Origin of the sequence: Caballeronia sp. SL2Y3, assembly GCF_022879575.1 — a bacterium.
GTDB lineage: Bacteria > Pseudomonadota > Gammaproteobacteria > Burkholderiales > Burkholderiaceae > Caballeronia.
In genome coordinates this window covers 846,001-859,683 of the sequence record NZ_CP084260.1, presented here as the reverse complement: position 1 = coordinate 859,683, position 13,683 = coordinate 846,001, and the positions used below count along the sequence as shown (strand labels likewise).

Below are 13,683 nucleotides of genomic sequence, written 5' to 3'. Positions count from 1 at the left end.
CCTTTGCAAGGCGCGACGTTTTTTTCGTCAGACGGCGCTCTTTTCGAGCGGCGTCAGCGACGGGTCAAATATGCAAGCAGCAATTCCGTGTTCATCTTCACCATTTGTTCGCGCTGCGTAGGTTCGCTGAAGTCGAGACCGAAGCTCACCTGAAGCGTAAAACGATTCGATACGATGTAATAACCGAGGCCCGACAGCGTGATATAGAACTTCAGCGGATCGACGTCGGTGCGAAACAGTCCGGCCTTCTGTCCGCGCTCGAGAATGGTCGCGAGCGTCTCGACCACCGGCGAGATGACCTCGCGCATGCGATTGGATCCCTTGATATATCTCGCCTCGTGCAGGTTCTCGTTGTTGATCAGACGCAGCAATTCGGGGTGGTCACGATAGTAATCCCAAACGAAATGCGCAAGCCGCGTCATGGCTTCGATGGGGGCGAGGCCCTCGAGATCGAGCGAGCGCTCGGCCTCGACGAGTGCGGACAGTGCATGTTCGAGCACGGCTGTGAACAACTGCTCCTTGCTGCCGAAGTAGTAGTACAGCATGCGCTCATTGGTCTCTGCCCGCCGGGCGATTTGATCCACACGTGCGCCAAACAGGCCGCCGGCTGCGAACTCTTCCGCGGCGGCAAGCAGGATACGGCGGCGTGTCCCTTCGGGATCTCTTTTGATTTTCGGCTGATTCATGATGGCATGAGTCGGGAGCCGCGTTGTCCGGATATGCGTCACGCGGCCCGCAGGGGGTACATGACGTGAACGGGCGCTGCCCATGGTTATGGGGGAACACCGTCCTGCGGTCAAACGATAAAGCGCTTCGATTATGCGCACATCAGCGGAGCATTGGCAATTAGGATAAGGATCACCTGCGGCGGGCGTCACGCACTTGCGCGATAATCACGTCTGCCGCAATGAATCGCGGCGCTGACGCGGCGCCGTCTCGCGTCTCTTTTTTTGCCGCTGTTTTTGCCGCTGATTGTTGCTGCCGTTTCTACTGCTTTTTGCCCGCCTTATTTGCCACCGCGCAACCTCACGTGACCGCAACTGTTTCAAAGACGCTCGCCGAGCGCATCGAAAACCTGCTGCCGCAGACGCAATGCACCAAGTGCGGCTATCCGGCCTGCCGCCCTTATGCCGACGCCATCGCGACAGGCGAGGCGAGCTACAACCAGTGCCCGCCGGGCGGACAGGAAGGCGTCGCGCGTCTCGCGGCGTTGCTTGGCAAGCCGGAGATCGCGCTCGATACCACGCATGGCGTCGAGCGCGCGCGACCGCTTGCGGTCATCGACGAGAACCTGTGCATCGGCTGCACGCTGTGCATGCAGGCATGTCCGGTCGATGCCATCGCGGGCGCGGCCAAGCAGATGCATACGGTCATCGACGCGCTGTGCACCGGCTGCGACCTGTGCGTGCCGCCCTGCCCGGTCGATTGCATCACGATGATTCCCGTCACGGGCGACGCCACCGGCTGGGACGCATGGAGCCAGGAACAAGCGGATGCGGCGCGCACGCGGCACGACCGGCGCCTCGCGCGGCTCGAACGCGAACGCACGCAGGCCGAAGCGAAAGCGTCCGCGCGGCAGGCGTCGCGCGCAGCGCAGACAGCGGCCGCTGCCGCATCGGCTATGCCGCCCGCATCGACGGAAGACGCTGAAGCGAAGAAACGCGCCATCATTCAGGCCGCGCTCGAACGCGCGCGCAAGAAGAAAGAAGAAATGGCCAAGCTCGGCGCAGGTCCGAAGAACATGGAGCATGTCAGCGCCGCAGTGCAGGCGCAGATCGACGCCGCCGAAGCTCGCCGCAAACGCATCGGCCTCGTGGAACACGCGAGCCGCGCGAGCGATGCAGGCGGCGATACAAACGAGACCGATTCAGACACGACGCAATGAACGCGAAGAAGCGCCGCGCCATCTTCGAAACGCTGCAGAGCATCGATCCGCATCCGAAGACCGAGCTCGAATACACGACACCGTTCGAACTGCTGATTGCCGTGATGCTGTCGGCGCAGGCCACGGATGTCTCCGTCAACAAGGCCATGCGCAAGATGTTTCCGGTGGCGAATACGCCGGAGAAGGTGCTCGCGCTCGGCGAAGAAGGCGTGACGGAATACATCCGCACGATCGGGCTTTATCGAACGAAAGCGAAGAACGTGATCGCGACGTGCCGCATCCTCGTCGAACAATACGGCGGACAAGTGCCGGACAATCGCGAGGCGCTCGAAGGGCTGCCGGGCGTCGGACGCAAGACAGCGAATGTCGTGCTGAACATTGCGTTCGGGCAACCGACGATCGCAGTCGACACGCACATCTTTCGCGTCGCGAATCGCACGGGCATCGCGCCCGGCAAGGACGTGCGCGCGGTGGAAGCGGCGCTCGAAAAGCACGTGCCGAAAGAGTTCATTCAGGACGCGCATCACTGGCTCATTCTGCACGGCCGATACGTCTGCAAGGCGCGCGTGCCGGAATGCTGGCATTGCGCGATCGAGCCGCTGTGCGAATATCGGCCGAAGACGCCGCCGCCTGCCGAGTGACACGTCGCCTGCGGATCGAGCGGCGACATGCCGCCGCGATCTACAATGATGAATTCCCGAGCCGAACCCCACTCTCATGTTCAACCCTAGTCGCGACGAAGTCCGCCAGTTCTTCACCGAGACGTGGCGTAAGGAGCGCGCGGGCGAAATCCTGACGCCGCTCGAAAGCATGGCCGCCGACTGGATCCGCGAGCATCCCGAGTATCAGGCCGAACTTGCGGACCCCGACGCGCGGCAGGCGGACTATTCGCCCGACGCGGGCCGCACCAATCCGTTCCTGCACCTGTCGATGCATCTCGCCATCAGCGAGCAGTTGTCGATCGACCAGCCGCCGGGCATTCGCCGCGCGCACGACAAGCTCGTCGCGCGCCTCGGCTCGCCGCACGACGCGCAGCACGCCATCATGGAATGCCTCGGTCAGGTTATCTGGGAAGCACAGCGCAGCAACACGCCGCCGGATACGGACGCGTACCTCGCGCTCATCGAGCGGCGGGCTTCGCGCGACTGACGCGCGACTGACGATCCAAACACCACGCGCCCAAACGAAAACACCCCGCGAGAGCGGGGTGTTTCGTTTCCTACGATGCGGCGACGCGCTTACTTCTTCAGCACGAGACTGCCATCGAGCGATTCGATGTATGCGGCAATGTCCTTCAGATCGCTTTGCGACAGGTTCTGCACCTGCGCGGCCATGATCGCGTTGTTGCGACCGAAGTTCGGGTTGCCGTTGCCCATCTGATACTGGCGCAGCGCCCAGTAAATGTAGGTCGCATGCTGGCCGGCCAGCTTCGGATATTCGCCGCTCACCGGCTTGTTGAGGCCGGGGCCGTGGCAGGCCGCGCAGTTGTGGCTTTCGGAAAGCACCTTGCCGTTGCCCGCATCCGCTGCGTGCGCCGTGCTGAACGCCGCCGAGCCGATGATCGCGGCGGCAGCGCATGCTGCCTTGAAGCTGAACCGAAATGCCTGAGACTGTGCCTGCGACTGTGCCTGCGACTGTGCCTGATAGGGCTTCATGAATTCTCCTGTCGACCGGTTTTCGAGGCGCGGCGCCTGAACCCGGTCCCATGCAAGATGATGACTGCCTGCGTTGTCGGACTGCCGTGCATCGGATTGTCCTGTCACGGCGGCGGGCGCTTCGACCCGCTCGATCGCGGCAACGGGGATTACTTGTCGGGGTTGTTCTTCGACTGCGGCGTCTGCGCGGCGTAGTACGCGGCGATATCCGCGATATCCTGATCCGAGAGCGTCACCGCAATGGCGCGCATGGTGTCGAAGTGGCGGTCGCCCTTCTTGTAGGCGTGCAGCGCGTTGGCAATGTACTGCGCGTTCTGACCGCCCAGCATCGGCACCTCGTAGACCTCGGGGTAAGCCGTGCGATAGCCGGGAATGCCGTGGCAGCCGATGCACATCGCGACCTTGCCCTCTGCGGCCTTTGCATTGCCCACGACGTCGGCCGACGCCTGGGTCGCGAAGCCGGCAAGACCGGACAGCACTGCAATCACGGCAAGTTTGCCGACGAAATAGTTCATAGCTTGTAACCTAGCATGAGGGGAAAACCGGCGCTCGAAAGCCGCGGCCCGCGCCGAGCGCATCACAACCTTCTCGGGACTGTTTGCTGCCTTTCACTGCTTCGCAAGCGGCGCATGCGCACCTAAATGCGGCCGCCCGGCCGCGCAGGCCAAAAAAATCGGGCTAATTGTACCGCGCGACCACCCTAGCGTCCATTCTCCGAGATAGCGCAGAGCCGCCTCTGGCAATGGGAACCGGCTGAAAGACGCCTTCTCGCCCTGCGACAATTCGCCTCTGTACGCCGGGCTCGTCTCGCTTCACAGCGTGTTCTCAGCAAGCGGCATGCAGCACTGCCGGGGCTCCTTTGCAGCCCTGTCGCAGGCGGCTGCAACGATACCGGCGAGGCGTCCGTCGCAACAGGGCTTCTGACTTATACTGGGATTTTTTTCCTCACCGAATCTTCGTCATGCGCTTCGAAGGCTCATCGCAATACGTCGCAACGGACGACCTCAAGCTCGCGGTGAACGCCGCGATGACGCTAGAGCGCCCCTTGCTCATCAAGGGCGAACCCGGCACCGGCAAGACCATGCTCGCCGAGGAAGTCGCGGGCGCGCTCGGCATGCCGCTTTTGCAATGGCACATCAAGTCCACGACGAAGGCACAGCAAGGTCTCTACGAATACGACGCCGTCTCGCGCCTGCGCGATTCGCAGCTGGGCGACGAGCGCGTGAAGGACATCCGCAATTACATCGTGAAGGGCGTGCTGTGGCAGGCGTTCGAGTCGGACCGGCAATCGGTGCTCCTGATCGACGAGATCGACAAGGCCGACATCGAGTTTCCGAACGACCTGCTGCGCGAACTCGACCGCATGGAGTTCTACGTCTACGAGACGCGCGAGCTCGTGAAGGCGAAGCATCGGCCGCTCGTCATCATCACGTCGAACAACGAGAAGGAACTGCCGGACGCGTTTTTGCGCCGCTGCTTCTTCCACTACATCAAGTTCCCCGATGCCTCGACGATGAAGGACATCGTCGAAGTGCACTTCCCCGGCATCAAGCAGGACCTGCTCGCTGCCGCGATGCAGAGCTTCTTCGAATTGCGCAACGTATCGGGGCTCAAGAAGAAGCCATCGACATCCGAACTGCTCGACTGGCTGAAGCTCCTGCTCGCCGAGGACATTCCGCCCGAGGCGTTGCAGTCGTCGGATCAGAAGCAGATCGTGCCGCCGCTGCACGGCGCGCTGCTCAAGAACGAACAGGACGTCGCGCTCTTCGAGCGGCTCTTGTACATGAACCGCCACAACCGCTGATCAGCACGCCAAGAAAAGGAAACCACGCATGAGCCGCTGGATCGAACCCGTCACGCTCGAAGGCGAGCACGTGAAACTGGTGCCGCTGACCGTCGAGCACGAACAGGGGCTCGCGGCCGCCGCCGCCGACGGCGAGCTCTGGAAGCTCTGGTACACGAGCGTGCCTTCGCCCGATACGGCGCGCGCCTATATCGACGCGGCCATCGACATGCGCGACCGGCTCGGCGCCCATCCGTTCGCGGTCATCGATGCGAAGACAGGCGATGTAGTCGGCTCCACGCGCTATTTCAACGTCGAAGCGGTGCATCGGCGGCTCGAAATCGGCCATACGTGGTACGCCAGGCGCGTGCAGCGCACCGCGCTCAACACCGAAGCGAAGCGCCTGCTGCTCGGCCATGCTTTCGAGCAACTGAAGGCCATCGCCGTGGAGTTCCGGACGCATTTCATGAACCACCAGTCGCGCGCGGCCATCGCGCGGCTCGGCGCCAAGCAGGACGGCATTCTGCGCAATCACCAGATCGGCCGGGACGGCGCGTATCGCGATACCGTCGTGTTCTCGATCATCGAATCGGAATGGCCGGCCGTGCGCGCGCATCTCACGCACCGGCTCGACCGCTGATCCACGTCACGAAGGAAAGCGCGCCATGCTGATCGACTTCTTCTACTCGCTGCGCGACGCAAAGCTGCCCGTGTCGGTGAAGGAATACCTGACGCTGCTCGAAGCGCTGAAGGCGCAGGTCATCTCGCCGTCGCTCGACGAGTTCTATTTCCTCGCGCGCATGACGCTCGTGAAGGACGAAAAGTACTTCGACAAGTTCGACCGCGCGTTCGGCGCGTACTTCCATGGCGTCACGCAGTTGCCCGACGAAGCGTTCGACATTCCGCTCGACTGGCTCAAGAAGCGGCTCGACCGCGAGTTCACGCCGGAGGAGAAGAAGCGCATCGAGGCGTTGGGCGGGCTCGACAAGCTCATGGAGCGCCTCAAAGAGCTGATGGACGAGCAGAAGGAACGGCACGAAGGCGGCAACAAGTGGATCGGCACCGGCGGCACGTCGCCGTTCGGGCATGGCGGCTATAACCCGGAGGGCATCCGCATCGGCGGGGAATCGGCGGGCAATCGCACGGCGGTCAAGGTGTGGGACGAACGCGCGTTTCGCGATTACGACGATCAGGTGGAAATCGGCACGCGCAACATCAAGGTCGCGCTGCGGCGCTTGCGGCGCTTCGCGCGCGAAGGCGCGGCCGAAGAGCTGGATCTGCCCGACACCATCCGCAGCACCGCGGCGAACGCGGGCTGGCTCGACATCAAGATGGTGCCCGAGCGTCACAACAACGTGAAAGTGCTGATGCTGCTGGATGTCGGCGGCTCGATGGACGACCACATCAAGCGCGTCGAAGAACTGTTCTCCGCCGCGAAGGCCGAGTTCAAGCATCTGGAGTTCTACTACTTCCACAACTGCGTCTACGACTATTTGTGGAAGAACAATCGCCGCCGCCACACCGAGCGCACGCCGACGTTCGACGTGCTTCACAAGTTCACGCCGGACTACAAGCTGATCTTCGTCGGCGACGCGACGATGAGTCCCTACGAAGTGCTTCAGCCGGGCGGCTCCGTCGAATACAACAACGCCGAAGCCGGCGCCGTGTGGCTGCGGCGGCTCGCGGATCAGTTTCCGCATCACGCGTGGCTCAATCCCGAGCCCGAGCGGCTATGGGAATACCGCCAGTCCATTTCCGCGATCCGTCATGTGCTCGGCAACCGCATGTACGCGCTGACCCTGTCCGGACTCGAAAGCGCCATGCGCGCGCTGTCCAAATAACACCGCCAGAAAGAAGCAGAACCCGCATGAAAGCCACGCCGTCTGTCGCGCACGCCCCGCTGCGCCCTTTTTCCGATACATCGGTGTCCGCGGTCGTCGCCGGTTTCGTCGCGATGATGACCGGCTACACGAGCTCGCTCGTGCTGATGTTTCAGGCGGGACAGGCCGCGCATCTGTCGGACGCGCAGATTTCGTCGTGGATCTGGGCGCTTTCCATCGGCATGGCGCTGTGCACGATCGGGCTCTCGCTGCGTTTTCGCGCGCCGATCGTCGTCGCTTGGTCGACGCCCGGCGCGGCGCTGCTCGTCACGTCGCTGCCGAACGTGCCTTACGCCGAGGCCATCGGCGCGTTCGTCGTCTGCGCGCTTTTGCTGACCGCAGTGGGTGTCACCGGCTGGTTCGACGCGCTGATGAAGCGCATTCCGTCGGGCATCGCGGCGGCGCTGCTGGCGGGCATCCTGTTCGAGATCGGCATCGAGATTTTCCGCGCGGCGGAGCATCAGACGGCGCTCGTGCTCGCCATGTTCTTCACGTACCTCGTGTTCAAGCGCGCGACGCCGCGTTACGCCATTCCGGCGACGCTGGCAGCAGGCGTGGCCGTCGCGGGCGCGCTCGGCCTGCTCGATTTCACACGCTTTCACGTCGCGCTCGCGCACCCCGTCTTCACGATGCCCGCGTTTTCGCTCTCCGCCATCGTGAGCATTGGCGTGCCGCTTTTCATCGTCGCGATGGCTTCGCAGAACGTGCCGGGCATCGCCGTGCTGCGCGCGGACCGCTACACGACGCCCTCCGCGCCGCTCATCGCGACGACGGGCATCGCGTCGCTTCTGCTCGCGCCGTTCGGCTCGCACGGCGTGAACCTCGCGGCGATCACGGCTGCCATCTGCACCGGCCCCGAAGCGCACGAGCGCCACGACCGGCGCTATACGGCGGCGGTGTGGTGCGGCGTTTTCTATCTGATCGCAGGCGTTTTCGGCGCGACCATCGCCGCGCTTTTCGCGGCGTTTCCGAAGGCGCTCGTCGTCTCGGTCGCGGCGCTCGCGCTCTTCGGCTCGATCATGAGCGGCCTCGCCAACGCGATGCACGACGCCCGCCAGCGCGAACCCGCGCTCGTCACGTTCATGGTGACGGCCTCCGGCCTCACGCTGCTGTCCATCGGGCCGGCGTTCTGGGGCTTGATCGCGGGCGTCGTGACGCATGTCATTCTGAACGCCCGGCGCGGCTGACGCGGCCTACAATGCGGGAATCGGCCGAACGTGCTTCGCGCCGATGCACCACGACCCCATTTCAGAATCACGAAGATGGCTTTGCTCGACAAACTGCTGGCGCGCACCGCGCCGCCCGGCCCCACCAAACGCAAGACGATCGTCCGCGTGCTGCTCGACGACGCCGGCCACGTTCAGGACGTCGTCCTGAAAATGAGCTGCGGCGATCCCGCAAAAGACGCGCACGCGCTCGAAGAAGTGCGCAAGATGCGCTTCGCCCGCGGGCAGCTCGGCTCCGGCACCGTGCGGCGCTGGCACGAGCTCGCCTACGCCGTCGACTGATTGATGCGGCGCGGCGGGCGACGGAACGCCCCGGCGCTCGCCCGGTCGAACCAGCGACGCGCACGCCCCGAGCGCGAACAGCACGCGCGGGTCTAGAATGAGACATTGGCAGTAGGGGCGAGCCCGGCGCTTCGAAGGCGCATTCCGGCATCGCGATCATGGACACCCCGCGGGTTACCGCAATTTGACAAGGCGCTTCGCGCCGACGACTCGACATGACATCCGCTCTCGACCAGCTCAAGCAATACACCACCGTCGTCGCCGATACGGGCGACTTCCAGCAATTCGTTCAGTTCAAGCCGCAGGACGCGACCACGAATCCGTCGCTGATCCTGAAGGCCGTCCAGAAGGACGACTACAAGCCGCTGCTCGAGAAGACCGTCAAGGAGCACGCCGGCAAGCCGATGGGCCAGATCATCGACCATCTGCTGATCGCGTTCGGCACCGAAATCCTGAAGATCGTGCCGGGCCGCGTATCCACCGAAGTCGACGCGCGCCTCTCGTTCGACACGAAAGGGTCCATCGACAAGGGCCTCGAAATCATCAAGCTGTACGAAGCCGCGGGCATCAACCGCGAGCGCGTGCTGATCAAGCTCGCGTCGACGTGGGAAGGCATCCGCGCAGCCGAAGTGCTGCAGAAGGAAGGCATCCGCTGCAACATGACGCTGCTCTTCTCGCTCGCGCAGGCCGCGGCGTGCGCCGAAGCGGGCGCGCAGCTCATTTCGCCGTTCGTCGGCCGCATTTACGACTGGTACAAGAAGTCGGCCGGCGCGGATTGGGACGAAGTCAAAAACGGCGGCGCGAACGATCCCGGCGTGCAGTCGGTGCGCCGCATCTACTCGTACTACAAGAAGTTCGGCTACAAGACCGAAGTCATGGGCGCGAGCTTCCGCACCGTGAGCCAGATCACCGAACTCGCTGGCTGCGATCTGCTCACCATCAGCCCTGACCTGCTGAAGAAGCTGGCGGACAGCGACGAGAAGGTCGAGCGCAAGCTGTCGCCGGACGCAGCGGACAACACGGATCTGGAGAAGATCAGCGTCGACGAGCCGACGTTCCGCTTCGCCGTGAACGAAGACGCCATGGCGACCGAAAAGCTGGCCGAAGGCATCCGCGCGTTCGCGGCTGATGCCATCAAGCTGGAAAAGCTGATCACGGCGCTGCGATAAGCAATAAGCAATAAGTAATAGGCAATAGGCAATAGGCAATAGGCAACAAGCGATGCACGAGGCGCGCTGCGCGCGCCTCGCCTGCCGCAAGACATTCAGAAAAATACGGTTTCCAGGCGTCTTTTGACGTAAATTGACCTTCTCCGAGTCGGCGCGGCTCCCGGTTGCAATAGACTTCCGAGCTTTGGCGGGAGCGCCGCCCAAGCTCGGAGAAGCTATCAATGCAACTGGATACGTATCTTTTCTTCCACGGAGATTGCGCGGACGCCCTCGCGCTGTATCAATCCGCGTTTGGCGCGGAGATTCAGACGCTCATTCGCTTCCGCGACACGCCCGACGCGGCGAACGTGCCGGCGGAGTGGCACGACAAAGTCATGCACGCGCTCTTTAGCGTCGGCGGCACGGCAATCATGGTGTCGGACGGCCAGTTCGGTCAGCCGCACTGCGAATACCAGGGCTTCACGCTGTCGATCGGCGCCGACAGCCCCGAAGCGGGCGAGCGCGCGTTCAACGCATTGAGCGAAGGCGGCACGGTGCTGACGCCGTGGCAGTCCACGTTCTTCACGGCGGGCTTCGGCATGCTGAAAGACCGCTTCGGCGTACCGTGGCTCATCAACGTCGTCAACGCCGTCGAGATGGCCGACGCACCGCAACCGTCGCAGGACGCGGCAGCGCAGTCCTAAAGCGCGCGGCGCGTCAGCCGGGAAGCGGCCGCGCGCCTTCGATATTCCACTCCCGCTCTATTTCACTCAGACGCAGCCGCAAGCGATCCACCTGCTCCGCGAAACGCATCGCGAGCCAGTGCATGCCCTGCGTCGATCCATCGCCCGCCTCCGCTTCGACGCTCGCATCCGCTTTAGCGTCGGGACGCATGTACAGCAAACCGACGCGGCCGAAACGCAGCGCGCGCGCCATCTTCAGCAGCTTCTGCCGCACCTGCTGCTCGTGCGGTGAGCAGTCGAGTGCGATATTGCACGTCGCGCGCGGCGTATCCGGCATCGACGTCACGAGCATTTCCAGCGCGGCGAGGATCGAGCGATGCAGCCGCTGAATCTCTTCGAGCCGCGCGACCGGCACGCGCGTTTCCTTCGCGACGGACTCCATCAGCGCGCGGGACTGCACGAGGCGCTGACTCATCGCGAAGAAGCGGCGCGCGGTTTCTTCCGCGAGCAACGGCGTGCCGTCGAGCAACGCGCCGTAAAGACGCGCGCATTCGCGCAGATTGTCGGCGAGGCGATAGCGCCACGAGTACGTCGCGTACTGCGGCAGCACGAACGAGAACGCCAGCGCAATGGCAATGCCGATCAGCACGTTCGCGGTCCGCCACAAGCCCACATCGAACGGCGAATCGCCGTGGCCCGCGACAATGACCATGGTGATCGCCGTCAGCAGCGCGACATAGCCCGCCTTGCCGATGGCGTAATACGCGCACGCCCCGGCGATGGCGGACATCAAAATGAAGAACAGCGTGAGCGAGCCGAAGACCGTCTGCACGAGAATCAGCGCGAGTCCGATAGCCGCGCCGAGCGCCGTGCCGAGCGCCCGTTCCGCCGCCTTCTTGCGGATATTGCCGTAGTGCTGCAGCCCGCCGACCACGACGAGCAGCGAGACCGAGGCCCAACTGCCGTGCGGGATATTGATGCCCGTGGTGACGAGAAACGACGTCGCCATGCCGAGCGCGACGCGCACCGCGTGGATCATCTTCGCATGGCGATAGCGGAAGAATGGCGACGCCAGGCCGTGCATGAGCCGCATCGCGCGGCTTCTGCGCGCTGACGCCGATGTCGATGAAAACATGAGTCGCTCGCGTCGGTATCCGGGTTTGTCGATCGACGGGCGCGAAGCAAAACGCCCGCAACGGCCGATGGCCATTACGGGCGTTAGCGTATCAGACAGACTGCCGCGTCACGACACGCAGCGCCGGCTTCAGCTTTCCACGACGTCCAGATAGTCCTCGGGGCGCGTGCGGTCATCCGAGCGCTTCAGGCCGATGGCGCGCACCAGCACGCTCACGCCCACCGACACGATCAGATTGACGATCAGCGCCCACACGGCCGCATAGCCCGGCACGGCGTAACCGAACATGTGCACCGTGAAGATCGAGCCCTTCAACTGGAGCGACACGGCCATCCACGTGCCGACGGCAATGCCCACCGCCCAGCCGATCAACAGACCGCGATGATCGAGCACGCGCGTATAGAGACCGAGCACGAGCGCGGGCAGCGTCTGAATGATCCAGATGCCGCCGAGCAACTGAAGCTGAATCGCGTAGGTGAGCGGCAGCGCCAGAATGAACACGACCGCGCCGACCTTCACGATCAGCGACACCAGCTTGGCGACGTTGGTTTCCTGCTCCGGCGTCATCGAGCGATTAAGGAACTCGCGGTGCACGTTGCGCGTGTACAGATTCGCCGCTGCGATCGACATGATCGCGGCCGGCACCAGCGCGCCGATGCCGATGGCCGCGAACGCCACGCCCACGAACCACGACGGGAAGTAGTGCAGGAAGAGCGCCGGCACCGCGAAGTTCGCGCCGTAAGCCTTGAAGTACGACGCGTACTCCGGCATGTCCTTCACGCCCGAGGCAAGCGCCATGTAGCCGAGCAGCGCCAGCAGCCCGAGCACCAGCGAATACGCGGGCAACAGCGCCATGTTGCGGCGGATGGTGTTGCCCGAGTTCGACGAGAGAATCGCCGTCACCGAATGCGGATACAGGAAGAGCGCGAGCGCCGAGCCGACCGCGAGCGTCGCGTAGGCGCTGTAGCCGTTCAGGCTCGCGGCGTCGGGCGCCTTCAGCAGCAGCTTCGCAGGCGGCACGGCGCCAAAGATATGCCCGAAGCCGCCGAGTTGCGCCGGAATCACGATCATCGCGGCGATGATGGTGATGTAGATCAGCACGTCCTTGACGACCGCGATCATCGCGGGCGCGCGCAGGCCCGACGTGTACGTGTAGGCCGCGAGAATGGCGAACGCGATGATGAGCGGCAGATCGCCGACGAAGCCTTGCGTGCTGAAACCGAGCGCGCCGATCACCACTTCGATGCCGACGAGTTGCAGCGCGATATACGGCATGGTCGCGACGATGCCCGTCACCGCGATGGCGAGCGCCAGCATGCGGCTGTTGTAGCGCGCGTGCACGAAGTCGGCTGCGGTCACATAGCCGTGACGCTTCGCGATGCTCCACAGCTTCGGAAACACGACGAACGCGAACGGATAGATCAGGATGGTGTACGGCAGCGCGAAGAAGCCCGTCGCGCCCGCGCCGAACACGAGCGCCGGCACCGCGACGAAGGTGTAGGCCGTGTAGAGATCGCCGCCGAGCAGGAACCACGTCACGATGGTGCCGAAGCGCCGGCCGCCGAGACCCCATTCGTCGAGCTGGCCGAGATCCGCCTTGCGCCAGTGCGCCGCGATGAAGCCGAGAATCGTCACCCCGACGAAGAACAGAACGAATACGAAAGTTGCGGTGACGTTCATCATCGCGCGCCTCCTTGGCCTTGCCCCGCGCGGCCGGACGACAGCGCCTTGGTTTTCTTGTAGACGACGGCTGTGATGACCGCGCTCAGCAGCACCCAGAGAAGCTGATACCAGTAGAAGAACGGGAAGCCCCACAGCACGGGCTCGATCTTGTTGTAAAACGGCACCCACACCACGCCGATCCACGGAAGGATCAGAAGCCAGAGCCAATGCTTGTTGCGCGGTTGTCCAGTGCGGCCCGGATCTTGAGCCATGATGGTCTCCAGTTTGTTTTTGAGCATTTGCTTCGAGCCGTGGCCCGCGGAGCCGTCCGGTGCGGCGCTCGC

General features: G+C 63.7%; 16 protein-coding genes. 10 read left to right on the top strand and 6 right to left on the bottom strand.

Annotated features, from left to right (window positions below):
• Positions 1-53: 53 nt before the first annotated feature.
• Positions 54-686, bottom strand: a complete 633-nt coding sequence (locus tag LDZ26_RS04085) for a TetR family transcriptional regulator (RefSeq protein WP_244848279.1) — start codon at positions 684-686, stop codon at positions 54-56.
• A gap of 344 nt (positions 687-1,030) precedes the next feature.
• Between LDZ26_RS04085 and rsxB the strand changes: the two genes are divergently transcribed.
• The 3 genes from rsxB (at position 1,031) to LDZ26_RS04070 (ending at position 3,034) form a co-directional block, all read left to right on the top strand.
• On the top strand, positions 1,031-1,885 hold the full coding sequence (gene rsxB / locus LDZ26_RS04080) for an electron transport complex subunit RsxB (protein WP_244848278.1): 855 nt from the start codon (positions 1,031-1,033) through the stop codon (positions 1,883-1,885).
• Complete coding sequence (nth, locus tag LDZ26_RS04075; RefSeq protein WP_244848277.1) at positions 1,882-2,526, top strand: endonuclease III; 645 nt, start codon at positions 1,882-1,884, stop codon at positions 2,524-2,526. The genes rsxB and nth overlap by 4 nt, the downstream gene beginning before the upstream one ends.
• 76 nt (positions 2,527-2,602) lie before the next feature.
• Positions 2,603-3,034: a DUF1841 family protein gene (locus LDZ26_RS04070; RefSeq protein ID WP_175939885.1), complete on the top strand. Its 432-nt coding sequence runs from the start codon at positions 2,603-2,605 to the stop codon at positions 3,032-3,034.
• 89 nt (positions 3,035-3,123) lie between these two features.
• Here the strand turns inward: LDZ26_RS04070 and LDZ26_RS04065 are convergent, their stop codons facing one another.
• Both LDZ26_RS04065 and LDZ26_RS04060 read right to left on the bottom strand, forming a co-directional pair.
• Entirely contained in the window at positions 3,124-3,540 is a 417-nt protein-coding gene (locus LDZ26_RS04065) for a c-type cytochrome (protein WP_244848276.1), read from the bottom strand.
• A gap of 149 nt (positions 3,541-3,689) precedes the next feature.
• The gene (locus LDZ26_RS04060; protein WP_159835678.1) at positions 3,690-4,055 is read right to left on the bottom strand and encodes a c-type cytochrome; all 366 of its coding nucleotides are present in this window, start codon (positions 4,053-4,055) and stop codon (positions 3,690-3,692) included.
• Between the two features lie 446 nt (positions 4,056-4,501).
• Between LDZ26_RS04060 and LDZ26_RS04055 the strand changes: the two genes are divergently transcribed.
• The 7 genes from LDZ26_RS04055 to LDZ26_RS04025 all read left to right on the top strand — a co-directional run bounded on the left by LDZ26_RS04055 (position 4,502) and on the right by LDZ26_RS04025 (position 10,563).
• Positions 4,502-5,344 (top strand): MoxR family ATPase, encoded by an 843-nt coding sequence (locus LDZ26_RS04055; protein WP_244848275.1) that lies wholly within the window; start codon positions 4,502-4,504, stop codon positions 5,342-5,344.
• A 28-nt stretch (positions 5,345-5,372) separates the two neighbouring features.
• Positions 5,373-5,963 (top strand): GNAT family N-acetyltransferase, encoded by a 591-nt coding sequence (locus LDZ26_RS04050; RefSeq protein WP_244848274.1) that lies wholly within the window; start codon positions 5,373-5,375, stop codon positions 5,961-5,963.
• A 25-nt stretch (positions 5,964-5,988) separates the two neighbouring features.
• Positions 5,989-7,164: a VWA domain-containing protein gene (locus LDZ26_RS04045; RefSeq protein WP_244848273.1), complete on the top strand. Its 1,176-nt coding sequence runs from the start codon at positions 5,989-5,991 to the stop codon at positions 7,162-7,164.
• Between the two features lie 26 nt (positions 7,165-7,190).
• Positions 7,191-8,390, top strand: a complete 1,200-nt coding sequence (locus LDZ26_RS04040; protein ID WP_244848272.1) for a benzoate/H(+) symporter BenE family transporter — start codon at positions 7,191-7,193, stop codon at positions 8,388-8,390.
• Positions 8,391-8,465: 75 nt separating this feature from the next.
• Positions 8,466-8,711, top strand: coding sequence for an energy transducer TonB (locus tag LDZ26_RS04035; RefSeq protein WP_244848271.1), 246 nt, complete (start codon positions 8,466-8,468; stop codon positions 8,709-8,711).
• Between the two features lie 215 nt (positions 8,712-8,926).
• Positions 8,927-9,880, top strand: coding sequence for a transaldolase (gene tal, locus LDZ26_RS04030; RefSeq protein WP_244848270.1), 954 nt, complete (start codon positions 8,927-8,929; stop codon positions 9,878-9,880).
• A 221-nt stretch (positions 9,881-10,101) separates the two neighbouring features.
• Positions 10,102-10,563, top strand: coding sequence for a VOC family protein (locus tag LDZ26_RS04025; RefSeq protein WP_244848269.1), 462 nt, complete (start codon positions 10,102-10,104; stop codon positions 10,561-10,563).
• 13 nt (positions 10,564-10,576) lie between these two features.
• Here the strand turns inward: LDZ26_RS04025 and LDZ26_RS04020 are convergent, their stop codons facing one another.
• The 3 genes from LDZ26_RS04020 to LDZ26_RS04010 form a co-directional block, all read right to left on the bottom strand.
• The gene (locus tag LDZ26_RS04020) at positions 10,577-11,677 is read right to left on the bottom strand and encodes an FUSC family protein (RefSeq protein ID WP_244848268.1); all 1,101 of its coding nucleotides are present in this window, start codon (positions 11,675-11,677) and stop codon (positions 10,577-10,579) included.
• Between the two features lie 129 nt (positions 11,678-11,806).
• Positions 11,807-13,357, bottom strand: coding sequence for a monocarboxylate uptake permease MctP (gene mctP / locus LDZ26_RS04015; RefSeq protein WP_244848934.1), 1,551 nt, complete (start codon positions 13,355-13,357; stop codon positions 11,807-11,809).
• Complete coding sequence (locus LDZ26_RS04010; protein WP_244848267.1) at positions 13,357-13,611, bottom strand: DUF3311 domain-containing protein; 255 nt, start codon at positions 13,609-13,611, stop codon at positions 13,357-13,359. Before LDZ26_RS04010 ends, mctP begins: the two co-directional genes overlap by 1 nt.
• Positions 13,612-13,683 lie beyond the last annotated feature (72 nt).